Genomic DNA, 24158 nt, shown 5'->3' with positions numbered 1-24158 from the left:
TCCTGATCGCGAATCCGGGGGCGGGAGCGGGCGCGGTTTGGGAACGCGCGCCGCTGGGCGTGCGGGGGCTGGTCTGCAGGGCGGCGAGCGCGGGAGTGGGGTGCCTCCACCCGTCGGCGGGTGCAGATGGCGGGACTTGGAGGGGCGGGCGCGTGGCGGCGGCCATCCAGGTCGACTCGGCCACATCACCGACCGCCGGGGCCTGCCGCCCCCACTCCTCGCGCGCCGCATCGACGGGAACCGGACCAGACCCGGCCTGCGAGGCGGGAGTGGACGGCAGGGGCCGGCCGTGCAGGAGGCGACGCTGAGGCCAGAGCCTGGCCGCGCCGCTCATGAGGGCAACCTTTCGCCGAGCTGCTCACAGGCGGTCACGTACGCGCCGAACGGGGCCAGCGGAGCGAGGTCGGGGCCGGTGCCGGTGTAGAACCAGCTGGTCCGGTCGTCGGGGTTCAGGCCGCCGGTGACCAGGATTCGCGCGGAACCGTCGGCGCGGCCGACCGTGATGGCGGGCTTCACGGGATCGAACTCTGTCCTCAGGCCGTGGGAAGCCAGATGCATCCCCAACCGCGAGAGATGGGTGATGGTCGTGCCCCGATCGGCGATCAGCGGCTTGCCCGACTCCGTGCCATGCCCAGGGGGAGGGGAGACGGTGTCTGGGGCGGCGCGGCCGAGCGCCCGGCGTCGCTGCTCCAGATCAAGGGCCTCGCCGGGACGGCGACGCGGGAGATCGGCGCTCACCAGGAGCACCCCCCATCAGCCATCACGCCGTCCGCCGTTTCAGCGTGCGGGTGGACCGAGTCGTCGGGGCGGGCGATCGGACGGGGCGCGTGCGATACCGCACGCGCCAACCAGGATGCCGCCCGCGCCGGATCCGCGTACGGGAGAGGAAGCCCGACCTGCTGCTTGGCCGAGCTGGAACCAAGGCCAGCACTGGTGCTGGGGCGGCGCTGCCAGAACACCGGCTGCGCCTCCCCGGGCCCGGCCTCGCAGACGATCTCGCAGTCCAGTGCCTTGTCGAAGGTGGAGGTGACGGCCAGCAGCGGACCGGCGGGGGAGTTGTGCAGCGTGGTGGCCACCCCGAGCTGCTCCAGTTCGAGCGTGAGGGCTTGGAGCCAGTCGTAGGGTGTGCGGCTGGTGATCGGTCCGGGATTCATCGACGCAGCCTCCTGTGAACCTCCTGGACCGCGTCCCACATCGGCCGGACGGGCGCGATCGGCTCGGATTCCTCGGTGAGGCCCCGGTGCTCGGTGCCGGTCAAGAACCAGGTTTCCCGAGGCTGTGCGGTGGGTTCGGCACTCACGTTGGTGCACGCCACGTCGGGCTGGCTCGGCCAGAAAGCGGTGATCGCGACCGTCGGGTGGTCCTTGTCGTAAGTGACGACCTCGATGGCGCGCGCTTTCAGCTGGGCGGCCAGCTCGCCGAGCTTGGTCTCGGGTGTCGGCCAGCTCGGATGGGCGGGTGGGAAGAAGTCCATCGCGGAAATGCCGCCCGTCTCGCAGCGGGGGCCGAGAGTGGCAATCACCGCAGTGTCCAAGTTGTCGGGGTCTTACGCTTCCTCATGGGTCCGACCTCCATCGGGCCAAGGCCCTGGGAGCCCCGGCGTTCGCCCGCCGGCCCAGGGCCGTCCTTCTGCTTGCCTGCCTGTAATCAGGCAAGTCAAGTGAAGGCGTTCAAAGCCGGTCGGAGGCAGGGGAGCCGGGTGTAGAAGTTCGTAGAAGCCGTGGAGAAGTTTGTAGAAGCCCGGTAGATGTAGGGCTGAGCCACTTCAATGGCAGTGGACCTGTCTACACAATGAGAGGCGCAGGAACCATGGCCGGCGACTCCCGACCTGCTTGGGCCATCAGCCTGAAAACTCTCCGCCTTGAGCGCGGGTGGACCCCGAGCAGGCAGGCTCAGGAGATGAAGGCCGCGTTCCCCAAGGAGCTGCGGCAGACCGCAATACGATCATTGGCGCATCAGATCGTCTGGGATTGGGAAGCAGGGAACCACAAGCCCCGTGTGGACTACCGCATGTACCTCGCGAGGGTGCACAACGTCGAAGAAGGGCCGCTTTTTGAAGACGGAACCATCGTGCCGGTGAGCCGCCGTGCCCTGCTCGGTGCGGCTGGAGCAGCCGTCGGCCTCAGCGTCGTCGGGGGCCTGCCGTGGCTGGCCTCGGCAGAGCCGATCGGCGCGTCCACCAATGTCGGGACCGCCGAGATCGAACTGCTCCAGAAGAGCGCTCAGGATCTGATCGAAATGGACCAGCGGTTCGGAGCCGACCGCCTGTGGTGGCTCGGCCGAGGCCAACTCGCCTACGTACTCCGTCTGATCGACCTCGGGAACTACGACGATGCGATCGAGCAGCAGCTCCATTCCCTCGCTGGTGATTTCACCAGCACCCTTGGATGGTTCTCCTACGACGCGGGCCTGCACGACGAAGCCCGGGTTTACTTCTCTGAGGCGCTGAACCGAGCCACGATCACCCAGAACGACTGGCTGGCCATGCGCACCCTGTCGAACATGGCCAGGCAAGCGGTTGACCTCGGCAAGGGCCGCGAAGCGGTGAAGTTCTCCACGAGCGCGCTGAAGAAAGCGAAGGAGAACCACGCCAGCTCGCGGGCGTGGGCCCTGTTGTTCATGCGTGAGGCGCAGGGGCACGCCAAGCTCGGCAAGACCGACCCCTGCAACGATGCACTGCGGCGAGCACACCAGGCGTACAGCCGTGGCCCTCGGGACCACGATCCGGACTGGACCGAGTTCCTTAACGACCCGGAGATGGCCACTCTCGAAGGCATGTGCCGAACCGACCTCGCACAACACCGACAGGCCATCTCCCTCCTGGAGCGGGCCTGCGCCGAACGAGACGAGGCTCATTCCCGCAACCGCGGCATGGGCCTGGGACGGCTGGCGTTCGCCGCCGCCCGGCACGGGGAACTCGATCGAGCCTGTGACGCCACAGGCCGCGCTCTGGCCCTCGTCGAAGGCGGGATGTCGTCCGCGCGGGCCCGCGCCCAGATTCGAGCCGTAGGTGCGGCCCTCGACCCGTATCGCAGCATGCCCGAGGTCCGTGATACGACGGAGCGGATCAGAGCGCTAACCGCCTAGAGCGCCCGGACCGCGAACGGAGCGACCTCGCAATGGCCGATGACACCCTCCAGCTCTACACCGGCGGCCAAGCGCGCGAGGTCTTCGAAGACGTGCTTGCCGCATACGTCGAGGTCTACTCCGTGCCGCCGTACGCAGGCGACCCGTTCTTCTCGCCGGAAACGGCCCGCGCCCGGATCGACCTGGCGATGGATGCGCCGGAGTTCCAAGTGATCACCGCTCACAACAGACATGACGTGATCGGGTTCGTGTACGGGGCCACCCTGCCTGTGGACGCGCCCTGGTGGTCACAGGTCAGCGGCCAGTCAGACACATTGCTGCGCCAGGACGTCGAGGCAGGGCGGGTGGCTTGGCTGCGCGAACTGCTGGTCCGCGACGCATGGCGCGGGACTGGGGTTGGGCGACGACTGCATGACGAGTGGGTGGCGCAACGAAGTCTCGACTTCGGTCAGCAGTGGTCCGCACTCACCTGCATTCCCGACAACGAACCCGCGCATGACGCGTACCTGAGATGGGGCTACGAGATCATCGGCCAGATCAAGCATGCTTCCGAGTCGCCGATCTACGACGCGATGACCCGGCCCATTCCCCGATAGCGCTGAACTTCCGAGGAAGGTTCGGTGATGGCCACCGGCATCGAGTACACCCGTCACAACAGGGCTGAGACGCTCGCGATGCTGGACGAGGTCGCCGACCTCTACATGGTTGCCTGCTCCACTGGTCCCACGACGAACTGGCAGCGTCCATGTCGTGAGGCGTTCATGGCGCGCACCGCAACGCAGGCAGAGCCGACCGGGCCACTCTGGTCGCCGCCTAGGACGGCTCCGAAGTGCTCGTCGGCGTCGTGTCCGGCATCCCCTTCGCCAGCGGACGCTGGTGGCGAGAGGTGTCTGGCTTCCGGCCCAACCGATGCTGGTCGGCGCTGACAAGTTCGGCCTTGTCGAGCTGGTCATCTCGGCGGATCCACCGACGGCACGGGGCGCTCGAGAGCTCGTGGATACCCTCCTGGAAACCGGCGGTCACAAGCCGACGCGTCCCGTCACCTCGGCGAGGCGCGTTGAGGTGGGTGTGGGCCCGCTGGGCGTCACCGCCTGCGACGGCGATCATTGCGATTCCGGCGGTGATGATCACGTCGGACAGTTCTTTCTGCACGTCGTCGCGCGTGCTGTGGACGCCCTTGCGGGGGTTCTGGCCGGTGACGCCGATGTACGCCTGGACGGCCTCGCCGAGTTCCTCGGTGATCTTCAGGATGAGGGTCTGTTCGGGGATGTCGGCGAGCGGACCGTCATGGAGCCGGGCGAGGTGATCCCACATCAGTGATCGTCCCATCGAAAGAAGGGGGGGAGGCAGCGCGGGCGCTGGTGAAATGGCGGGGAAGTTTGCTGCGCACGCTAGGTGCGGCGGAGTGAAACCAAGCGGTGCAGCTGGTGGTGTCGCTTGCTAAAGGTCCATGAGGGAAGTTTGTTCGCCGGGGTTGTGGCTGTTTGCGCGGGCGTGTTCTCCGTCCAGGCCCGGGGCGGCGATGTGCTGGAGCCGTTGAAGGGTGGGATCGGGGCCGGGTAGTTCGGCGATCAGGGCTGCTAGGAGGAGGGCTGCGCCGATGGTGTCCCAGAGGGCGCGGTGCGGGCGTCCGTCGGGGACGAGGACTGTGACGCGTTCGGTGAGCTGGTAGCGGTCCAGCAGGTTGGTCAGTGATTGGCCTTTCCCGGTGCCGTGGAGGTGGCGCTCCAGCCGGAGGGTGTCCAGCAGACCGGCGGGTTGCAGGTCGGGCAGGTGGCGGCGCAGCAGCCGCCAGTCCACGCCGATGTTGTGGCCGACCAGCACAGCTCCGTTGATCCGGTTGGTGAGCTGCGGTGCTATCTGTTCGAAGGTAGGGGCTTGGGCGAGTGCGGCGTTGGTGAGGCCGGGGGAGATCCAGGGGCGAGATGGCACGTGGCGTTCGGGGTTGATGAGGGTGTGGAACGCGCGGTCGGGGCGCGGCTGTCCGTCGTGCATCGGTACCAGGGCGATTTCCAGGATGGCTTCCTGGTCGCGGTCCTGGGCGCCGGTGCCTTCCAGGTCGAGCGCTACAAGCGGCGCGCGCTTCCAGGACGTGGTCCTCAATGTCGCTCCTTGACCTGCTGGGTGCGTACTGGTCCGCTCACCGAATTTGGATGTGCCGGCTGGCGCGATGAGGCGGTGTGGCGCGTCAGTCGTCCTCATCAAAGCGCGTGGCTTGAGTGAAGGCGCGGCGAATCGCGGTGAGGTGTTGCTGTTCTTGAGTTGAGGGCTGGTGTCCGTTCAGGGAACGGCCGTGGGCGTGCAGCAGGTGAGGCTGGTCCAGTTCCCAGATCTGGAAGCCGAGTGTGTGCTGTATGGCGTAGCGGCGTTGTTCGCCCAGCCCGTGGGTCCATACGTGCCCGTCCTCGATCAGGTAGTCGCTGCGGTAGCCGAGGTCGGCGAGCACGCGGTCCATGTCGGCGGGGCTGGGGGTCTGGTGGGTGCCAGCGCAGCGGTCGCGCTGGGGGAGGGGGCAGATGTCGCACAGCTCTCGCACGCCCCAGTGCCCGTTGTAGTCGGCGATCTGGTGCGCGGCCGATACCCCGCAGGAGGTCTTGCGGTATAGCGGCGTGGTGATGCCCGAGCCGCGCCAGGCGGCGACGACGCGGGCGTCCAGTTCGGCCGGGAGGGTTTTGCGGCGGTGGTAGTCGGCTGGCTGGTAGGGGACCGGGACGCCGAGTCCTCGCAGGTAGGTGTCGTTTTCGGCTTTGTGGTAGTAGCCGGTGAACACGATCGCGTCGGCGTCGCGGCCGGTGTCCAGGACGCGGTTCATGGTGTCGGGATCGTCGTTCCAGCCGGGGACGATCGGACGCCAGTACAACACGACGCGGGTGCGGTTCTTGTGGGCGCAGGCGGTGGCGATCGAACTGGTGGTGATGCTGCTTTTGGCGATCGGTTCGATTCGCGGGTCGGTGAGGCCGGAGTAGGTGAACAGCAGCGTCACCCGCAGGTGCCGCAGTTCCTCCAAGGCCGCCATGTCGTCCTCGGTCACCTTGAACCGGGTGATGATCAGCACGAGGTTGTCCAGGCCGCGGTCGTCCAGTGCGCGCAGTACCTGGAACAGGTGCGGTTTGACGGCGGGCAGGAACGGGTCGGTGGCCTTGTTGAACAGCTGGATCGGAGTGGTGGACGGCCGGAACGCCTCGTGGTCGAGCAGCATCCGCACCGCCTGGTCGGTGGGGCACAGCAGCGTGGGGGTCTTGTGCTCGAAGTTCCCCCAGAAGTGCCGTACGCAGTACCCGCAGTCCAGCGGGCAGCCGATGATGTGGTTCAGTGACAGGCCCGACTTGCGGTTGGTGATGATCTGCGCCATGTACGGGTCCAGCGCGGCTTGTTGCTGCTCGGGCATGATCGCCAGCCGGGAAGGGCCGGCGCCATGCGGCAACACCGGGGACCCAGTCGGCTCGGGGGATGGGGAGTCCTGGCGGGGGAGAGGTGTGTGCGTCATCGTTACCTGCCCAGACGGTCGGGGTGTTCATGCCGGTCAGCGTCAGCGATGCTGCTGAGGAGCCGGAACTGGTCGCCGTACCAGATGCCGAAGTCCCGGCGGGCGGCGGCGGGGTCGTCGGAGGTGTGGATCAGGTTGTCGATCAGGCGGTTCTCAGCGCGGCCCGCGGCCAGGGAATCGATGCCGTAGCGTCCACGGATGGTCGTGGTGGGGGCAGTGGCCGGGTCGGTGGGACCGATCAGATCCCGCAGTCGGGCCGGGGCGTCGGGCCCGTGGCCCAGGGCGATGACCGCGCGTTGGCCCACGTGCATGCGGCGTAGCTCAGCATCGATGTTCAGATGACGTAGGGCCGCGCAACTGAACAGGTCGTCGTAGTGAGCGAAGATCTGCGCCTGGGTCACAGTGACGCTGCGGACGTGGTGAACGCTCACCTGCTGCCCGAGCAGGGTCAACACCACGGGGACGAGGCCACGTGCGACGCAGTCGGGCTTGAGGTAGATCACCGACCATCGCGTCCAGTCCACACCACCGGCCACGTGTGGAGAGTCGCCGCCGTTCACTGGCTGCTCGCCTGAGTCGGGCCCGCCGACGAAGCGCCAGTCGGTAGGACCTTCGGCGCTGCTGGCGGTGCGGGCGATGGGTAGCCGTGGGGGATACGGGCCGACCAGCGATGGCTGATCAACCACCGGTAGCCCGGCTCCAACGCATCCAAGGTCTCCGCGTTGATCGGCTGCTGGGGCCGGTGCCGGATCTGCCGGAAGACCTCGAACAGCAGCACCACCTGTTGCCAGTAGAGCGGCAAGCCCAGCTCGGTCACGCTTTGGGGTGTGATGCTGCCCTGGTTGCGGCGCAATCGCTCCTCAACCTGACGCAGCACACTCATCTCCCGCTCGCCGGTCGGCGGCATCACCAACGGCGGGAACCGCTCGGGGCGTGGCTGTTCCCGGTCGGCCTCAGCGTGCTCGACGACCAGGCGTGCGCGGTCGGCGTCGACGTCGTTGATGTGCATCGACCCGGCATGATGGGTGTAGCTGCCCAACTCGACGCCGAGCTGGCGGGCCGCGAATTCCTGGATGAGGGTGAAGGCGAACACGTCCGACAGCAGCCCGGTGAACGCGTCGTTGGCGCGCATGGACGTGGACAGGTGCAGGCGGCCGTCGCGCAGCAGGAAATGCAGGCCCAGCGTGCAGGACACGTCCGGATTCTCGGAGTCGGCCAGTTCATCAGGGGCGAAGATCCCCAGCACGGCGCGTTTGGTGTCCGGCTGGTCCCGTAGAAGCTCCCGGACCCGGCCCCATTGCGAGGTTCCGCTCTGGCCTTTGCCGAACAGCTTGGGTCCGTAGGCGGTTCCGGTGAGAGTGCGGCCCTGGCGGGAGTACAGCGCCATCCGGGGCGCGTAGTAGACGATCATCTCCAGGTCATCGCGGCCCCACATGTACCACAGCGCTTCGGCGAAGCAGAACACGATGTTGCAGCGGCGCGCCGCCGAGTACACGATCCGGTCCCGCGGGTCGGCCAGGGTGAACCCGATGTTCAGGCATTCCCGGCAGGCGTTCCCGCGCGGGGCGCCGGTGTGTTGGAACTCCTCATAGACGTGAGCCAGGACGGCGGTGTAGGCGTCGGTGAACCGGTCGAACCCTGGCGGGTGCAGCGAGGGGCCTCCATGCGCGGCGGTCTCGATCATGGCGACGACGTCCCCTCTGCGGCCAGCACTTTGACGATCGCCGCGGCCGCGCTCTCGGGTTGGTTGGTGACGACGATGGGCTCGCCCCAGGACCACTCGTAGAAGGTCAGGTCGACCGATACCCGCACGTCCTCGTTGATTTGGTTGCAGTTCCGATTGACCACCTGCAGGTGCGGTCGGCGGCCAGGCACCCTGATGACCTTGGCGGCCAGCTGGTCACTGTCCTGGAGCGCTGCCGCGAGGATCATCAGGGCCCTGATCTCGGTGCCGACCAAGCGAAGCGCACGCTCTGCGGGAGCGGTTTCACCGCCACCAGCGACATCGGTGGAACGTGGGACGTCGAACGTCACAGGTCGCCTCCCTCGGCGATCTTCAGAATCGGGATTACCTGAACCGGACCGGATATCAGTTGCCGATCAGCCTCAGCAGGACGACCAGGACCAGCGTCGAATAGATCAGCTTCTCCAGGTCGCTCCACCGCTGGGACTGGAGCATCCCGACCCGGGCTCTTGCATCACGCAAATCGCGACGCGTCCGCCACAGCACCGAGGCCAGGAACCCGGTGACCAGGGCACTGACGGTGATCAATAAGCTCACGGCACGTCCCACTCGGCGACGCCCGACAGTGGCGTCGAGGACATGTCAGCCGACTCCCATCTGTTCCGCAGCGGCCTCGATGACCGCGGCGGCTTCCTCGCCGTAGACCGCGAGCCGGTCCGCGCAGTCGAACGCGCAGACGTAGGAGGCGATCTCGTCAGGATCGGTCGGGACGAGGAAGGTGTGCGGCAACTCCAGCCCCACTTCCCGGTCGTCGCTGATCGTGAACTGGACCGACATGTTCGGGATCGCGCCGGCCCACACGGTGCCTCGTTTGATGACGCCCAGGCGGTAGGACGGCACCGCTCCGCGGGCGACCTCAGCGAGCCGGGTGAGCTGCTCACCCCACAAGTCCAGGGACCCGTGCGGCGACCAGAGCACCTGTTCCAGCAGGACGTGGTGCCAGGAGTGACCTGGCGCTGCCAACACGTCCTGGCGATTGAGCCGGGCCGCCACCGCCTCGTCCAGGTCATCGTCTTCCGGCCCGTACACCTGGCTCACCTGCTGCAAGACGGCGCGGATGTAGCGCTCGGTCTGCAACAGGCCCGGCACGATCAACGGTGAGAAGCTGCGCGAGTGGACGGTGGCGAACTCAGCATCACGCACCGCGCGTTGCACCGGCGCCAGGCCGTCCGCCAGCATCGGGATGTGAGGACCCTCAAGGTCGTGAAGGGACGATTGTTCGGGGGCCACCGGCAGCGCCTCCTCTGGCGGGTCAGATCAGTTCAGAGTCGAACCGTCCCGAGCGTCCACCGCCAGCAGCTTGCCAAGCCAGAGTGTTCCACCGAATTCCACGAAGTCAGGTGAGCCGCCCGCGGGCGGCGTCGATCAGCTCCCGCGCCGCGTCCCCGTAGGACGCCATCCGGCGCAGCCGGTCGAACACCTTCAGGTAATAGGCGATCTGATCCTTGCGGCGCGTCTCCATCGCGACCGTCCAGCAGTCCGACCGCACCAACCCCTCGTCGAACATGTAGAAGCCCTCTTTGGACAGCACGATCCGGTCGCTGAGCGGCGGAATGATCCCGAACGCCACATGCGGCATCCGCGTCACCGCATCAAGGAAATCGAACTGAGCGGCCATCACCTGCGGACCGCCGTGCCCGATGTCGAGCACACCGGCCTCAAGGACGAAATGGAAGGTGTTGCGGCCGGTCGGAGCCGTCAACAGCGCCTGCCTGGCCATCTTCACCCGCGCCGCCGAACCGGCCTCCTCGACAGGACGCCCGTGCATCCGCGCAGACGTCTCCATCGCCGCCGCCGCGAACCGCTCGGTCTGCAAGATCCCAGGGATCGCCGTGGACTCATACACACGCATCAGCGAGGTCGCCGCGTACACGTCGCTGCGCTCGGTTTGGATGTGGACGAGACCGGCCTTCATCTCCCGCCGATGCTCGCGGAACATCCGACTGACCTAACGCCGGGCCGCGACCAGCTCGGGGACCTGCTCCGGCGCGCCGCACGCCCGCGCCCAGATCCAGATATCGGGTTCCCTGATGTTCTGCGCGCCGTTCTCGATCCGGGAGATCTTCTGCGGGCTGAAACCGGTGACGGCGGCCAACTGCCGCCCGTTCAGCCCCGCATCCAGCCGCAGATCACGCAGCCGGACGCCCAGAGCCTCGCGGGCGGCAGCCTTCGGGTCACTCATCGACGCTCACGCAGGCTGGAAGTCCCGATGCGGCACCGCCAGCACCCACGCGGCCTCGAACGCCTCCCGGCACCTCGCCACCAGAACCGGATCATCGTCGAGCTGCTGACCCGCCGGATTGGTGTCACCGTCATGCAGGTTGAACATCACCATTGCGCCGTCGATGACGAACATGTCGTTGCCCGGAAGGAACAACGCCGAGGCCAGCCGGCGAGGCAGCCATCGCACGTCCTCCCCGGCCTCAACCAGCCGCGAGGTGAAGGCGTAGGCACCGCGCATGTACTCCGAGGCCGGTTCGGACACCGTCTTGATCCGGCGCAGCTCGATCCCCTTGGCCACCCGGGCGGCCGTCTGCTCCACCGCCGCCGCCCTCACGGCCTCGACCTGTTCGGGATCGCTGCGCCGGGAAACGTCGATGCCGTACCGGTCCAGCAGCTCCAGCTTCCACAAGCTCACCGCCGTCGCGGCGATGAGCTCGCTGCGTCGCTCAGCCGAGATCGACTCCATACTTCTCCTTCGCATACGCCCGCACGAACATGTCCACCAAGTCGTCGCCCACCTCCACCCCCACCTCGGTCGGGGAAGGCTTGCGGAGCTGGTTGCGGACCTGGGCATCGTTGCGCAGCTCGCCCTGCCACAGCCACGTCGCGCGGTTGGTCCGGTGCACAGCCGGACACGTGTCGACCGTCTCCGACTCCGGACCGCAGTAGAAGGACAACACGATCGGGTCGTCGTCGCCGCGAGGTTTCACCGAATTCCACCTTTCGATCGGACCATCCCGACTCTCACCCACAGCCCAGATGTGGTCAACAGCTCCACAGCTTCACGGAGAAGTGCTCGGCGGCCAACTTGGCTGCTTTCGGCCAGCATGACGAGAGTGCCCGGTCCGTAGGAACGGGTCACCATCGGCGCCGAGCGCCGCGATCACTCGCCCGGTCAAAGGGTCGGTGGCCTGGTCGGTCAGTTCGTCCAGCAGCAGGCATCGGGTGCCGAGTACCGCGGCGGTCGCGCGGGCGGCGGCGGTCTTCCCGACACCGTTGATGCCCTCGATGCTCACCCACAAAGGACCGACAGGGGGACCTGAAAGTGACCCGCTACACGGCCCGCCGACCGGCATTGCGGGTGCGGCGGTCATGAGGGCCTCCTACACAGGAAGAGCAGTTCGGTCGCGACCTCCGGCGCCATAACGGCGGAGGCGGTGTCCAGCAACGCCGCCGGAACGCGCTCGGCCAGGTCGCGGTACCAACTGGCGGCGGCTTCTCCGTACCGGCTGGTGAGCGCATCAGCCACCGCGTCGGGGGCGGGTGGCAGCAGACCCATCACGTCCTCGATGACCAAACCCGCGCTACCGACAACGCTCTCGACCTCCTTCCGCGACCATTCGTAGACGTGCACGCCGTACTGCAGCGGACGGGGCGGAGGGCCGACGGCGGCGGGTGTGGACAGCCACAGAATTCCGCCCCGGGCCAGCGCCGCCGCGGTGTTGCGCAGGCTCTGCGCGCCGAGCTCGAACGGCAGGTGCTCCAGCGCGGAGGTGTACAGCGCGACCTCGAACCCGCCCACCGGGCCCGGCAGGTGAGGCCAGTGCTGCGCCACGTCGCACTCCACCAGGTCCACCGGGAACGGCGCGCCGTACAACTTGCGCAGGGCAGCGACCTGTGCCTGGGCCTCGGCGAGGTTGGCGGCGCTGATGTCCAGCCCGCAATACCCAGCGATGGTGGGCGCGTAGCGGTAGAGCAGCGGCAGCGCCAGGCCGCGCCCGCAGCACACGTCCAGCACCCGCGCGCCGGGAGGGCACCGCTCGGCGACGATCAGGTGCTGCATCAGGTTCATGACCCCCGATGCCTTGACCTCACCGCGGGCGACCGCAGCGTAGAAGTCGTCCATCTGGTTCGTGCTGTAGGGGCCGATCATCGGCGTACCCGGCCGGGTCACGTACAGGTCGCTGCTTGTTCCCATGGGAAGATCACCCATCCTTCGACGCGGTGCCCGACATAGGTCGGGGCCTGATGGCGTTGCGTCCAGTTGGCGGTGTTGACGACCAGCACGATCGTGCGGAGACGACGAACGCCGGCGGCATGGTCGAGCAGGTGACGGGCGTGGGCGAGCGTGTCTCCCGACCCGGCGATGTCGTCGACCAGCAGCACGTCCCGTCCGGCAAGTCCGTCCACGGCCACGGCGCCGGTGAGGACCGGCCGCCTGGTCTTGTCTGCGTGGACGGCGTCGGTGGTGGTGTGGGTGATGTTGAGGGTGCGCAGGTCTCGGCAGCCGAGCCGGTGGGCGAGCAACACGGCCGGGATCAGCCCACCGCGGGCAATCGCGACGATCGCCTCTGGTGGGCCGTCGCGGGTGATGGCTGCCGTCACCGACGCCACGTGCTGCTCGATGTCTCCCCACGACAACGGGTGCACCGTGCGGAGGTCACCTCCCACGTTCATCACCCCACAGCAGGACATGCAGGCGAGGCGTGAGGTTCCATCCGCGGGCCAGCACCGGGTCCGCCAGCTCCTGCAGCAGCCGCAGGCTGGTGGCGGCGTCGGAGCCCTCGGGCATCACCCAGATCGGCGACAGCCCGAACCGGTTCTGAAGCTCGGCGATCTCCTCAAGGTCCGCGATGCCGGTGACGATGAACTTCCACCGGGTCCGTGCCTTGGCCAGTGCGCGAATCGCCTCGGGGCGGATGCGGCGCGCGGCCGGGACACCGGAATTGGCGAGTTTCACCGAGACGTTGAACTGCACGCGGCACTGCTGCAGCGGCCGACTCGGGACGAGCGTCCCGTTGGTCTCGATCTCCACCAGGCGCCCGGCGGCGCAGCAGCGGTCGATCAGCCACGTCAGCCGTCGCTGCTGGATCAGTGGCTCCCCACCGGTGATCACCACCAGAGGCGCCGGGACCGCCCGGATCCGCTCCCAGATCTCCTCACGGGAAACCCCGGTGAGTTGTTGCCGCAGGTCGAAGCGGGCACGGTCCCACGTGAAGGGGGTGTCGCACCAGGCGCAGGTCAGGTTGCACAAACCCAGCCGCACGAATACCGCGCACTGGCCCAGCGAAGCGCCTTCACCCTGCACGGTAGGGCCGAAGATCTCCGACACCAGCAGCACGTCTGGATCGTGCGGCCATCCCGAACGCGCGGTCGGGCTCGACGCGCGCGGCGTCGGTACCGCTGGCGGGTCGAGGCAGGGGAGAGCCGGCAGCGAGGTCTGCGGTGCCGTCGGCGGGGGAGGGGGCGCCGGGGCACCGGAGGTATCTCATCACACGCTCCCGTCAGGCTCAGAGGGATGCTCGCGGTAGAGCGCCCAGCTGGTAGCGGTCTCGCTCACTGCCACCTGGGTGACCAGCCCGGCGACGGCGGGCGGCAGCACCTTCTGGCACTGCTGGAAGATCCATTGGGCGAGGAGTTCGCTGGACGGCTGGTCCAGGAGGTCGTTGAGCGTCTGATGGTCCAGCCTGGCCTTCAGCAGCGCGTTCACCGGGGCAAGGTCACCGAAGTCGGCGACAAAGCCGGTGGCGTCCAACTCGGGTGAGGCGAGCGTGATGCGGACCCGGTAGGAGTGGCCGTGGTAACGCCCGCACTTATGTCCTTCTGGCAGCCCGTTGAGCCAATGGCCGGCCTCGAAGTGGAACTGCTTGGTGATCTCGAACATCACGGTCTCCAGACCTGTCGGCGGCACAACCGGATGCGCAGGTCCAGGTCACCTCCCTTGCGGGGTGAGGACCCGGGCCACCTCGGCCGCAGCAAAGTCCGGAGCATTGAGGGGCGCGATGGGCTCGCCCCAGGACCACAGGTAGTTCGCCCCATCGGTCCGGACGTCTTCGGCCAGTTGACCGGCGTCCAGGTGCACCACGCGCAGGAAAGGCGGCTGGTCGCACGGCGTGATGATCCTGGTCGTCAGGCAGTCGCTTCGGCGCAGCTCCTCGGCGAGGATCTCCAACGCCGGACTGTGGCCGATCGCAGGGCTCCCACGGTCGGGGGCTCTGACGGCCTCGGCCAGGTCGGGAGCGAAAGTGGAGCGGGGGGGTGTCGAAGGCCACCGGTTGCCTCCCAGATCACGAGTGGGCTTGATGCCTCTCGACAGTGACGCCGGGATGACCAGCACGGCTACGGCTTATACAGGCTTTTACACCTCGCCACGCGCCGGGGTGTAAAAGCCTGTAGAACCCTCGCGTGGATCTCTGTCTCATACGTCAGGATCAGCATCAGCATGCCTGCTTCACCGTCATCGTCCGCGCAGGCCGCGCGGCAGCGCTTCGCCGACCGGCTCCGTGACCTGCGCACCAGCGCGCAGATCAGCGGCGTCCGGTTCGCCGCGCTGGCCGGGTGGAGCAACTCCACCCAGGTCAGCCTGATCGAGCGAGGGCAACGCACCATCACTGCCGACCATGTGCGGCTGTGGTGCCGGATCACCGGCGCCTCTGCTCACACCACCGAAGAGCTGCTGGCCGAGCAGGCCCACGTCGCGCGGATGTGGGTGACCAACCAGCAGCTCGCACGCGGGGGCCTGCGTCGACTGCAGGAGGAGACCCGCGACCTGTACGCCGACGCCCGGTGGATGCGGTTCTATGCCTCCAAGGGCATTCCCGGCCTTCTACAGACCCCTGCGTACTGCGAGTGGGCGTTGAGGTCGATCAGGCATGAGTTCCAGATGGAGCTGGACGACGTCGCGGCGGCGGTGGACGCGCGTATGGCCCGCAAGCACGTCCTGCACGGCCCTTCCCGGTTCGTGTTCGTCCTGGAGCAGGAGGCGCTGTGGCACCGCACCTGCCCTCGCGAGGTGCATCGCGAACAACTCGATCATCTGCTTCAGGTGGTCGGCATGCCATCGGTGAGTCTCGGCATCATCCCCTGGGCTGTCGAGCGCACCGTGGCCGGGTTCGGAGTATGGCCGGACGAGTCGTTCCTGATCACCGGCGACCACCTCGTCACCGTCGAACTGGTCAGCGGGAACCTGACGGTGACCAGGCGCGAAGAGGTGGCCTCCTACCTTCGGGCGTGGGAGCGGTTCACCGCGCTCGCCAAGGTCGGTGACCATGCCGTCGCGCTGATCCATGCCGCCCTGGCCGGCCTCGACGAATATGACCACTGATCACCCAACCCCGAACCGCGGACCGAGGCAGGTTCCCCGCGTGAGTGGCCGTGACGTCGTCGCGTGGGTTCTGATCCCACGCGACAACATCACAGTCAGTGTGGGCCTGTGGCGCGTCCTGGGACTAGGTTGCGTCCTGGGAGGGCAGGTCGGTGCGGGTGGGCTTGTACTCGGCGTGGTCGACGGCGCGGTTCCACACCTGCTCGAACGACGCGACCACCGGCCCGACCCGTACCGGGTCCGACACGTACTCGTACTCGCGGAGGCTGGTGCCGTCTCCGGCGTTGAAGTTGAACGCCACGAGCTGCGAGTCGATCACGTAGAAGTCGGCTGTCGGCGTCAGCAGGTCGTAGGCGTCGCGCCGCGACAGCCAGCGGACCTGCTCACCGGCCTCCACGTTGAACTCGGTCAGCGCATGCTCCCACTCGATGTAGTCGCTGAGCGGCTCGGACACGATCCGGGCACGGCGCATCACCACGCCCTTGGCGGTGACCTCGCCGACGAACTCCTTCCACGGTGCCATGTAGGCGGCCATGGCGCCGTGGTCGGCGCGCTTGCCTGCCTCCAGCCATCGCCGATACTCCGGCTCGGCGGTGTACTCGTCGCGCTGCTCCAGATGCACGACCGAATGCCGCGCTTCCCGGATCAGCGTCTCCAGGTCCTTCTTCCCATGTCCGGTGCGGCCCTTGTCGTAGGTGTCGGCCGCGGCCTCCAGCAACGCCGGGCCGAGCCGGTCGGGCTGCCACACCACCGCCTCGTCGATCCCGCGCGGCACGTCCTGCGCCAGCCGGGCCAGGACCGCCGGGTCAGTGACGAGCTTGCCCTGCAGAAAGAACCCTTCCGTCTCCGGGTCTCTCCACACCGCCGGGCACTCCAACTGCGACGAATTGGGGTCACCTCCCACGAAATCCACCATGCCGCGTGCTCCTCCCGGACGACTTTGCTGCTGCCGACTCGACCCTCACCCACCCCGGCCGCAAGGGCAACACAGCGCATGACCCAAGAACTGACCCAAACCCCGGGCCAGGGCATGTGCCGGGGTAGACCATGAGGCATGGGCCGCTACCCGGCGAACCACCAACTCAGGGCCGCCCGCCACGCGCTACGGCTGTCTCAGGACGCGTTCGCCGACCGACTCGGCACCCACATGCGCACCCACCTGGGCCTCAACGTTGCTCCCACGGGAAACCTGGTCGGGATGTGGGAACGCGGCGAAACCCGCCCCGGCGTCGGTTACCGCCGCGGACTGACCTCCCTCACCGGTCGGGCCGAGATCGATCTCGGTCTCATCGAGGCCCGGCCTGGCGCGTCGCCGCCCGGATCTGAGGAGAGTGACGAAACGAACCGTCGCGAGGTCCTGCTGAGCAGCGCGGTCGCCACGAGCGCCGCGCTCGTCGGCCTGCCCGTGCCCGCCCCGAGCGGTCTGTTCGACCAGGAACGTCCGACCCCTGAGATTCTCGCCGATCTGCATCGGCTCACCGACCTGCATCGCGACTGGCTGTATGAGCATGGTGCGGCACCCGACGTCCAGCGGGGGATTGCCCGGCTCCTGACCCGCGGCAACGCCCCGCTGTCCCAGGCCAACACCGACCAGACCCGCCGGGCGTTGCTCGCCGTGATCGCTGACATCTCCGGTGTGGCCGCCTATACCTGCCGTGACCTCGGATACAGCACCCTCGCCGATCAGCATTACGTGCTCGGCGTCCAAGCTGCCAAAGCCGCCGAAGACTATGAACTCGCCGGGCACCTGGTCGTCCGGATGGCAGGCCACCAGGTGGAGCGCCGCCAACCGGAGATGATCCTCACCCATCTTCAGGCCGCCACCCAGATAGGCACCTTCACCACCCGGCAACTCAGCAACCAGGCGGCACTGGCCGCCTGGGCCCACGCGATGCAAGGCGACCACGCCAACGTGCACCGCCTGGTCGGCGAAGCCGAGGCCACGTTCGCCGCAGTGCCCCAGCACGAAGCCGCCGCCTGGCAATCTCGCCACGTTCACGAATCGGAGCTGTTCAGCCTGACCGGCGCGGCCCTCACCGCCCTGGCCGAAACCCAGCCCCGCCACGCGCCCGAAGCGATCGACCGGCTCACCCGAGCTCTCCATTTGCGCGGCGGCAGTTGGTCCCGCAACGCCATCCTCGACCGGCTGTCTCTGGCGGAAAGTTTTCTCGCCGCCCACGAACTGCCCCCGGCAGTGGAGGCGGTCCACCTCGCGTGGCGACTCGGCCACGATGGAGCCTCACGGCTGGTCGCCGACCGCCTCCGCGCCGTCTCAGGTAAGTTGCGGCCCCACGGCCGGCACCCGGACGTGGCCGACCTGATCGAGCTCATCAACAAGGGACAGCAGCGAACATGACCGACCCGGGCCCGAACGACCCACGCCTGTCGGAACTCCTAGCGCTCGCGCGGGACATCTGGCGTGACCAGCCACCCATGGACCTGCCTCACGTTGCCGTCGCCGCATGCACCGTCACCGGCGACATCGCCCGGATCAGCAGAGACGAACTCGAAGGCGCCGCAGACCGCACGACCCTCGAACGAGAACTCGGAAACCTGATCCTGTCGGGCACCCGATGGGCCGCAGACCTCGGACTCGACCCTGAAAAGTGCGTACAAGCAGCCGCACAAGCCCAACGCCGCTACATCGCGTCCAGGCCCCAAGCAGCCCCTGACCATCGCGCTCGATAAACCTGAACAACCGCCCCATGCGACGTCCACTATCCCGGTGATGCTCTGCTGCCCGTTCTCGGCAAAAGCCAGCCAGCAACCGTCAACCGCACCCGTGCCAAGATCCAAGCGCACGCCGGAACGGTTCAGGGCGGGAGAGCGGCGGTGATGATTTGTGTGACGCGACGACGGTCGATGCCGTGCTTTCTTGCGAGGACGCGCTGAGACACTTGCGGCCCGGGACCGTCGCGACTGGCCCGATAGTGCCCTCGCACACGCTTACGCCCACGACCGACAGAACACCAAAGCGGTTAGCAAGATCGAGCAGACTCGCGTGCTCATGGAAGCCCGCCCCCGGAAGAGCCCCCCTTCTCCACGCGGAACAGCAGTACGCCGTTTCGCGGCTTTCATGATCGACGGCCTCCGCGTCGCCGACGCTGAGGCAGGCACCCGGGCCAGTAGCGCGGAAGGAGAGGGCAGCTCCAGACCGCGACCACACCCTCAATCGTGACGAGCCCCTAAAACGAGCGGATCATTCCCATGCCGCGCGCGGTGGCGGCCGCTGGCAGGCATGCAGCGTCCAGGCCATCGTCCAGCGCTCGGCCTACCCAAGAAAGACCTCGCGGTGAGAGTAACCGGGGAAGAGGCATTCAGCTCGCGATGCCTCGCGTGCCAGGTGGAGCGGCTGACAATTGCGCCTTGACCTTGGTTAGCGAGCGCTGCGGTAATCATGCCCCGGCCGCCCGCGTCCCCATCGGCCGACCACGGCCACGGGCGGCATCAGCGAAGGAGGGCATGGCAGATGGGCACGTCAACCATGTGGAGGTACAGCACGGCGGCCGAATGGCTGCACGGCCCCGACCCGATGCGCTGGAGGCGGACCTTTTCCGGCGACCCGGAGCAGGTCTCGGCCGCGCGTCGCTTCGCGCGGATGATGTTCGCCGGGGAAGACTGCGCCGACGTGGTCGAGTTCGTCGTCGGGGAACTGGCCGCCAACACCCTGCGGCACACGCGCTCGGCCGGAGCGGGCGGCTGGTTCGGGGTGGAGCTGGGCTACGGCGACCCGGTCTACGTCGGCATCACTGACATGGGCGGCGGCGGCATCCCCGCCGTCCAGCCGGTCGACGAGAGCCGTGAGAACGGGCGCGGCCTGTACGCCGTGTCGCAGCTCTCGCTCGCGCTGGGCATTCACGGCAGTCCCGACCTCGGGCACACCGTTTGGGCCGACCTCGACCGTCACACCGTCCTGGAGACCCCACCCGGGCTCTGTGTTCCGCTGGCGTCCTAGGGAGGGACCAGCCTGACCTTACCAGGCTGGTCCCCTGGACCAGGGTAGAGGAACAGAACGAGGAACCCCGCTCATTCCGCTGATGCGGGCGTAATGGGCGGGGACTTCTGTGTCTACAGGCTTGCAGGTCCGTAAACATGCGGTCCGTTCCGACTTCGACCCGTTCTCTTGCCGTCCTTTTAAGGTCCGGCGTGAGACTTTCACGATGCTCCTATTGGTGATCGACAGCGGTTGTACCACTCTGGACGGGAGTGCACGGCATCGATTCCGATGAAGCAAGGCACAGGTCTGTTTCACCGTGGATTGTTGTTCGCTCATGGCAGATACACACGGGGACATGAAGGACGAGGACGGTGGCAACGGAAATAGAACGAAGCGGCAGGGTGGGGCGAGGGGTGGCGCGGGCAGTCTGGAGGCTGATCCTCGGGGGGATCGTTGCCGGGTCGGTTCTGCTTGGAGGAGGCGCCGCGCATGCTGGGGGCGCCTTGCGCCCGGAGTGCGCGCATCTGAAGGGTGCGGCGGCGAAGATGTTCCAGCAGGACAAGCTGTGCCGCAGTCTCTCGGCCGAGATCAGCAAGAGCGCGGTGAGCGGACGCGAGCCCAACCTGGGCCGTGCGTTGAGCAGTTCCGTGCGTGGGGGACAGGCGGCCCATGTCCGGCGGGCTGCGCCGGTCAGGCATGCGACTCGCCCGGTGAACAAGACCGTCGACAAGATCGTGCATGACACCCGCGAGCAGATCATCCACGACGTGAAACAGCACAGGCCGCCCCAGCCTTGGAAGGCCGGTGGTCCGCTAGTGCCCGAGAAGAACATCCTGCTCGGCTTGAAAGGCGTGATACCGAACGACCTTGATTCACCGCAACCCACCTCCCGTCCTCCCGCACGGGCAACGCCCACCGCGGTGGCTCCGGGGAGCGATGCACGTAGCGAGAAGCGTTCACGGGTGTCGTCGAGGCGGGCAAGGAGGGGCGGGCCGCTGGAGGCGATCACAACAGGAGTCACTTCCGCGCTGCCTAACGCCGGACTGGTTGGCGGGGCGAGCATCGCCGGGATGTTGCTGGCCTGGGGGCTGGCTCGCCCGATGACCTCCTTCGCCTCCGGACGGGGACCGGTGCTGCGCCGCCGCGCGTGCGCGCGCTCGGCGCCCACGGCCGCCGATAGTCCGGCGCAGGAGCAGCCCGCCCCTAACGAGTCCGACGTCAAGGCAGGTCCGCTGCTGGCGGTCCCGCTGGGCGAACGGGACGGACAGTCGATCAGTCTGGACTTGGCTGCGGCCGGCGGACTGCGCTTGCTCGGGCCGGGGGCCGCCGATGCAGAGCGCGGCGTCCTGATGACCTTGCTGGAGGCCGCTCACCGCGGCGAATTGGAGGTGGTGACCACCCGAGCGGATCTGCTGATGCTGATCGGGCGCGACGGCACTGCAGGCGCCGACGGCCTGCACGGCGTCACCGTCTGCGAAACCACTGACGAAGCTCTGGAGCTGCTAGGCGCCGAGATCGTGGATCGTACCCGCCACAGGGAAGATGTCGGGCTCGGCCTGAGCGAGGCGTCCGGGTCGGAGGGGCCGGGTGGGGGCGGCATGGTGTTGGTCCTCAGTCCCGGTGCACTGGCTGAGCTCCTCAACGCCGAGCTGCGCCTCGGAGGTGACCTGGGGATCGGTGCGCTAGTGGTGGGCGACTGGCCTCACGGAACCACGGTGAACCTGGACGCACACGGTCTCGCGTTGAACGGCGGCAGCTCGGGCATCGCTGACCTGGTCGGTACCCGCCTGAAGCAGGTGACGCAGGCTGAGGCGCGTGACCAGATCGTCGCGCTCAATCCGCCGCGGGACGCGCAGGAAGCCGTCAACTGCCCGCCGCCGTCCGAAGGTGGCGCGGTGCCCGGCACGGTACGCCTGATGGGTCAGTGTCGTCTGGATGGTCCAGGTGGAGAGGTGAGCTTCCGGAAGCCGGACGCCTGGGGCTTGCTGGCATTGCTCGCAGAACACCGTGAGCAGCTCCTGACCCGGCCGGTGATCGAAGACAAGCTCTGGAACGGGGCTCGTGTCAGTGACGCCAAGTTGAACTCTCTGCTGCGTGACACGCGAGCACGCTTGTGTGAGGCACTGGGATATCCGTCGGCCCAGGGCCGCATGGTGATCCGGAACGTGTCCGGCAACGGGTACCAGCTCAACGCAGAGTTGTTCACGTGCGACGTGTGGTGCCTGCGGGATCAGGCGGCGAAAGCCGCTGCCCTCGCCGGCCCCGCCAAGAAGGCTGCGCTCTCGGCCGTGGTCGCGCACTTCGCCGGCCGCTACATGCCGGGACACAGCGACTATCCATGGGTCGTCACCACCGCTCGCGTCCTGGCTCAAACCGTCGTGCACGCCTTGAACCAGCTCGCCGAGCTGGAGGACAGCGCTGAACGTGCCGTCGCCCACCTGGAACGTGCCTGCGATATCGATCCTCTCGCAGAACATCTCCACCGACAGCGAATGCGGTACTACGCCATGCTGCGCCGCCGATGGGCAATCGAACACTCCTACCAGGAGCTTACCCGCGAGCTCGGTGCTGTCGGTCAAAAGCCGGATGCTCAGACAACACAACTCTATCGACGGCTCACCAACGAGAAATAATGCTCGACGGGCTGGAGCGGTGACACAAGCCGCTCCAGCCCCTTCGTCGCCCGATAGATTGCGCGTATCGCCGCTCTGAATCAAAAGAAAGTCTCTGCGGTACTTCCCTTGTAGTCTGGCCCAGGCTGGCCTCACTTTCCCTACCTAGATATCGGCGGGAAAATTGTGGCGTCGTCGCCACCTCGGTATTTCTTGTCGAGAGCGCGAGCTTGTAGTGACCTCCCTTTCTTGTCGGGAGGCATGGCGCCTTCTCCCTCTCTGCTGCCGATACGCATCTCGGGATAAAGCCGCACAGGGGGTATCGAAACCATGAGTGGCGTACGGGTGGCGTACGGGTGGTGTCTGAGTGGCTCGCCCCGACGGCAACCCCTACGGGGTATAGAAGGTGCAGGTCAGAGCTCATATGGGCGGCCTTAAGGCGCCCCGACTCGTCCTCATAGACGACCACTGGTAGGTGCCTGCGGAGACCCGGGTGTCGGCCACAAGGTGTGCCTCCTGTCTTCGCGACTGCTCTACTTCACCTCTCGCGATACGAACTTAATGGCGGTTTTCCTCGATGATGGCAGGCGAGGAGTGCGGAGGAGTGCCCTCAGCGGTCGCCGAGAGCGGTCGCGTGCTGGAGGGCCGATGAAGGGTGATGGTTGCGTTGAGTTCAGCCTTGCGCGTTGAGCTCTGCGGTGACGACGAAGCTCCGGCTTTCAGATGCGGCTGTCAAGCTTTGTGGCGATGGCGCCGGTAGATTTTTGTTAGCGGGCGATGGTCGGGGAAGTTGGTCCAGCCGTTTCGGTGACACTATTTGCCGCGTGTTCGCAGTGTGGAATGGCGGCAATCGAGGGATGATGAATGTAGAACGAAAAAGTGGTAGCGGTTCCGACGGCTTATGACGCGGCCGCCGGAACGGCAGAAAAGGAGTCATGGAATGTCCGCGAACACCATCCCCGCGCCCGTGAACGCCACCCCCGACAACGCCCCCGCCGTCCCGGAGGCCCCGGTCGGATGGGATGACGACACGCGGCGCGTGTGGGACGCGCTGACTGTCACGGGTGGCGGCACGGTCGCCGCGATCGCCAAAGCGGCGGACGTGTCCCAGAAGATCACTCGGACCGCGATCAAGATCATGTTCGCTACGGATTACGTCATCCGTGAGGGGGACGTGTGGCGCCCCGCCCCCGCCCGGGCGGCTACCGTCCCGGACACCGACACGGCGGCCGACACGTCCCCCGACCCGATGGCGGCTGCTACCGCCCCGGCCGCCCCCGGGGACGCCGCGTCCGCCGCGTCCGCCACGCCGGACGAGCCCGCGCCGACGCCGGACGGCCCGCCCCCGGCCCCGGTGCTGACGCCGGACACGATCGCGAACGCGATGCAGATCATGCAGGCCGAGGCCGACCGGCGCGCCACCGCCACGGCCGAGCTCGAACGGCTTCAGGCCGAGGAGGACGCGCGGCGGGCGGCGATCGAGGCGGAACTGGCGCGGGCGCGGGCGGCCGAATCGGCGCGTGAGGGGTTGGCCGATCTGCTGGCGACGGTCACGGCGGCGTATGCCGCCGTGGCGGACGGCGCGGACCAGGCCGGGATCAACGCCGCCCTCGCGCCGGTGTTCAACGCGGTGGGGGCGCTGGGGGTCGCGACGGGCCACGCGCGCCCCCGCCGCGCGCGTACCGCCCCCGGCGGGGTGCCGACCGGCGGCCCGGTCGGCACCGGTGACCGCAAGCCGCCTACCCCGTTGCGTCCGGCGGTGGCCGCGCACCTGAACGCCCACCCCGGCACCGACTTCACCCCCGGCGAGATCGCGCGCGTGTTGGACCGGTCGAACGGTGCGGTTGCGAACGCCCTGTCGACCATGGCCAGCCAGGGCGAGGCCGTACTGACGTCCGAGAAGCCGATGCGCTACCGCGCCGCCGTCACCGCGCCCGCCGCCCCGACCACCGGCGACGCGCCCGCCTGATACCCCGACGAACGCGCCGCCGCCCGTGTCCCGCGCTCACGGGCGGCGGCCGGTC

Annotated in this window: 29 protein-coding genes; 7 read left to right on the top strand and 22 right to left on the bottom strand. The window is 67.7% G+C overall.

Annotation, left to right across the window (positions count from 1 at the left end; all coding sequences use genetic code 11):
* Positions 1-330: 330 nt before the first annotated feature.
* From FHU30_RS41155 to FHU30_RS41145, 3 genes are read right to left on the bottom strand one after another with little or no spacing between them, the layout of a single operon-like run.
* Positions 331-738, bottom strand: coding sequence for a hypothetical protein (locus FHU30_RS41155; protein ID WP_253883147.1), 408 nt, complete (start codon positions 736-738; stop codon positions 331-333).
* Positions 735-1154, bottom strand: coding sequence for a hypothetical protein (locus tag FHU30_RS41150; protein WP_253883146.1), 420 nt, complete (start codon positions 1152-1154; stop codon positions 735-737). The genes FHU30_RS41155 and FHU30_RS41150 overlap by 4 nt, the downstream gene beginning before the upstream one ends.
* A complete protein-coding gene (locus FHU30_RS41145) occupies positions 1151-1534 on the bottom strand; it encodes a hypothetical protein (RefSeq protein ID WP_253883145.1) in 384 nt (127 codons plus the stop codon). The genes FHU30_RS41150 and FHU30_RS41145 overlap by 4 nt, the downstream gene beginning before the upstream one ends.
* Positions 1535-1791: 257 nt before the next feature.
* On the opposite strand from FHU30_RS41145, the gene FHU30_RS41140 reads away from it, so the two are divergent.
* Both FHU30_RS41140 and FHU30_RS41135 read left to right on the top strand, forming a co-directional pair.
* Complete coding sequence (locus FHU30_RS41140) at positions 1792-3087, top strand: NsdA family TPR-like regulatory protein (RefSeq protein ID WP_504928395.1); 1296 nt, start codon at positions 1792-1794, stop codon at positions 3085-3087.
* A 32-nt stretch (positions 3088-3119) separates the two neighbouring features.
* A complete protein-coding gene (locus FHU30_RS41135) occupies positions 3120-3683 on the top strand; it encodes a GNAT family N-acetyltransferase (protein WP_253883143.1) in 564 nt (187 codons plus the stop codon).
* A 217-nt stretch (positions 3684-3900) separates the two neighbouring features.
* On the opposite strand, the gene FHU30_RS41130 is transcribed toward FHU30_RS41135, so the two are convergent.
* From FHU30_RS41130 to FHU30_RS41045, 18 genes are all read right to left on the bottom strand, one after another.
* Positions 3901-4401, bottom strand: a complete 501-nt coding sequence (locus FHU30_RS41130) for a MazG-like family protein (RefSeq protein WP_253883142.1) — start codon at positions 4399-4401, stop codon at positions 3901-3903.
* Positions 4402-4527: 126 nt separating this feature from the next.
* Positions 4528-5190 carry a 3'-5' exonuclease gene (locus FHU30_RS41125; protein ID WP_253883141.1) on the bottom strand — a complete coding sequence of 221 codons (663 nt, stop codon included), beginning with the start codon at positions 5188-5190 and terminating at the stop codon, positions 4528-4530.
* Positions 5191-5275: 85 nt separating this feature from the next.
* On the bottom strand, positions 5276-6475 hold the full coding sequence (locus FHU30_RS41120; RefSeq protein ID WP_253883140.1) for a radical SAM family protein: 1200 nt from the start codon (positions 6473-6475) through the stop codon (positions 5276-5278).
* 101 nt (positions 6476-6576) lie between these two features.
* On the bottom strand, positions 6577-7110 hold the full coding sequence (locus FHU30_RS41115; protein ID WP_253883139.1) for a nucleoside-diphosphate kinase: 534 nt from the start codon (positions 7108-7110) through the stop codon (positions 6577-6579).
* A gap of 20 nt (positions 7111-7130) precedes the next feature.
* The gene (locus FHU30_RS41110; RefSeq protein ID WP_253883138.1) at positions 7131-8258 is read right to left on the bottom strand and encodes a thymidylate synthase; all 1128 of its coding nucleotides are present in this window, start codon (positions 8256-8258) and stop codon (positions 7131-7133) included.
* Positions 8255-8608, bottom strand: coding sequence for a hypothetical protein (locus tag FHU30_RS41105; protein ID WP_253883137.1), 354 nt, complete (start codon positions 8606-8608; stop codon positions 8255-8257). The genes FHU30_RS41110 and FHU30_RS41105 overlap by 4 nt, the downstream gene beginning before the upstream one ends.
* A gap of 55 nt (positions 8609-8663) precedes the next feature.
* Entirely contained in the window at positions 8664-8846 is a 183-nt protein-coding gene (locus FHU30_RS41100; protein ID WP_253883136.1) for a hypothetical protein, read from the bottom strand.
* Positions 8847-8900: 54 nt separating this feature from the next.
* Positions 8901-9497, bottom strand: a complete 597-nt coding sequence (locus tag FHU30_RS41095) for a Scr1 family TA system antitoxin-like transcriptional regulator (RefSeq protein ID WP_253883135.1) — start codon at positions 9495-9497, stop codon at positions 8901-8903.
* 157 nt (positions 9498-9654) lie between these two features.
* Complete coding sequence (locus FHU30_RS41090; protein ID WP_253883134.1) at positions 9655-10257, bottom strand: DUF5753 domain-containing protein; 603 nt, start codon at positions 10255-10257, stop codon at positions 9655-9657.
* A 9-nt stretch (positions 10258-10266) separates the two neighbouring features.
* Positions 10267-10500, bottom strand: a complete 234-nt coding sequence (locus tag FHU30_RS41085) for a helix-turn-helix domain-containing protein (RefSeq protein ID WP_253883133.1) — start codon at positions 10498-10500, stop codon at positions 10267-10269.
* Between the two features lie 6 nt (positions 10501-10506).
* Positions 10507-11007: a DUF6879 family protein gene (locus tag FHU30_RS41080; RefSeq protein ID WP_253883132.1), complete on the bottom strand. Its 501-nt coding sequence runs from the start codon at positions 11005-11007 to the stop codon at positions 10507-10509.
* Positions 10988-11251: a hypothetical protein gene (locus FHU30_RS41075; RefSeq protein ID WP_253883131.1), complete on the bottom strand. Its 264-nt coding sequence runs from the start codon at positions 11249-11251 to the stop codon at positions 10988-10990. Before FHU30_RS41075 ends, FHU30_RS41080 begins: the two co-directional genes overlap by 20 nt.
* A 72-nt stretch (positions 11252-11323) precedes the next feature.
* Positions 11324-11557: a hypothetical protein gene (locus FHU30_RS41070; protein WP_253883130.1), complete on the bottom strand. Its 234-nt coding sequence runs from the start codon at positions 11555-11557 to the stop codon at positions 11324-11326.
* A gap of 74 nt (positions 11558-11631) precedes the next feature.
* Positions 11632-12459, bottom strand: a complete 828-nt coding sequence (locus FHU30_RS41065; RefSeq protein ID WP_253883129.1) for a class I SAM-dependent methyltransferase — start codon at positions 12457-12459, stop codon at positions 11632-11634.
* On the bottom strand, positions 12432-12875 hold the full coding sequence (locus FHU30_RS41060; protein ID WP_253883128.1) for a phosphoribosyltransferase: 444 nt from the start codon (positions 12873-12875) through the stop codon (positions 12432-12434). The genes FHU30_RS41065 and FHU30_RS41060 overlap by 28 nt, the downstream gene beginning before the upstream one ends.
* A gap of 46 nt (positions 12876-12921) precedes the next feature.
* A complete protein-coding gene (locus FHU30_RS41055; RefSeq protein ID WP_253883127.1) occupies positions 12922-13602 on the bottom strand; it encodes a 7-carboxy-7-deazaguanine synthase QueE in 681 nt (226 codons plus the stop codon).
* Between the two features lie 150 nt (positions 13603-13752).
* Entirely contained in the window at positions 13753-14145 is a 393-nt protein-coding gene (locus FHU30_RS41050; protein WP_253883126.1) for a 6-pyruvoyl trahydropterin synthase family protein, read from the bottom strand.
* Positions 14146-14193: 48 nt separating this feature from the next.
* A complete protein-coding gene (locus FHU30_RS41045; protein WP_253883125.1) occupies positions 14194-14433 on the bottom strand; it encodes a hypothetical protein in 240 nt (79 codons plus the stop codon).
* Between the two features lie 270 nt (positions 14434-14703).
* On the opposite strand from FHU30_RS41045, the gene FHU30_RS41040 reads away from it, so the two are divergent.
* Complete coding sequence (locus FHU30_RS41040; RefSeq protein WP_253883124.1) at positions 14704-15585, top strand: helix-turn-helix domain-containing protein; 882 nt, start codon at positions 14704-14706, stop codon at positions 15583-15585.
* Positions 15586-15709: 124 nt separating this feature from the next.
* Here FHU30_RS41040 and FHU30_RS41035 read toward each other — a convergent pair whose 3' ends face one another.
* Positions 15710-16501 carry a DUF6879 family protein gene (locus FHU30_RS41035; protein WP_253883123.1) on the bottom strand — a complete coding sequence of 264 codons (792 nt, stop codon included), beginning with the start codon at positions 16499-16501 and terminating at the stop codon, positions 15710-15712.
* Between the two features lie 138 nt (positions 16502-16639).
* On the opposite strand from FHU30_RS41035, the gene FHU30_RS41030 reads away from it, so the two are divergent.
* The 4 genes from FHU30_RS41030 to FHU30_RS41015 all read left to right on the top strand — a co-directional run bounded on the left by FHU30_RS41030 (position 16640) and on the right by FHU30_RS41015 (position 24103).
* On the top strand, positions 16640-17941 hold the full coding sequence (locus FHU30_RS41030; RefSeq protein WP_253883122.1) for an NsdA family TPR-like regulatory protein: 1302 nt from the start codon (positions 16640-16642) through the stop codon (positions 17939-17941).
* Between the two features lie 1113 nt (positions 17942-19054).
* Positions 19055-19540 (top strand): ATP-binding protein, encoded by a 486-nt coding sequence (locus FHU30_RS41025; protein ID WP_253883121.1) that lies wholly within the window; start codon positions 19055-19057, stop codon positions 19538-19540.
* A gap of 527 nt (positions 19541-20067) precedes the next feature.
* The gene (locus FHU30_RS41020) at positions 20068-22155 is read left to right on the top strand and encodes an AfsR/SARP family transcriptional regulator (protein WP_253883120.1); all 2088 of its coding nucleotides are present in this window, start codon (positions 20068-20070) and stop codon (positions 22153-22155) included.
* Between the two features lie 919 nt (positions 22156-23074).
* Positions 23075-24103 (top strand): hypothetical protein, encoded by a 1029-nt coding sequence (locus FHU30_RS41015; protein WP_253883119.1) that lies wholly within the window; start codon positions 23075-23077, stop codon positions 24101-24103.
* Positions 24104-24158: the final 55 nt, after the last annotated feature.

Source organism: Actinomadura rupiterrae (genome assembly GCF_024172125.1).
GTDB classification, from domain to species: Bacteria; Actinomycetota; Actinomycetes; order Streptosporangiales; family Streptosporangiaceae; genus Spirillospora; species Spirillospora rupiterrae.
The sequence above is the reverse complement of the archived record's forward strand: the minus strand, read 5'-3'. Positions and strand labels throughout refer to the sequence as shown.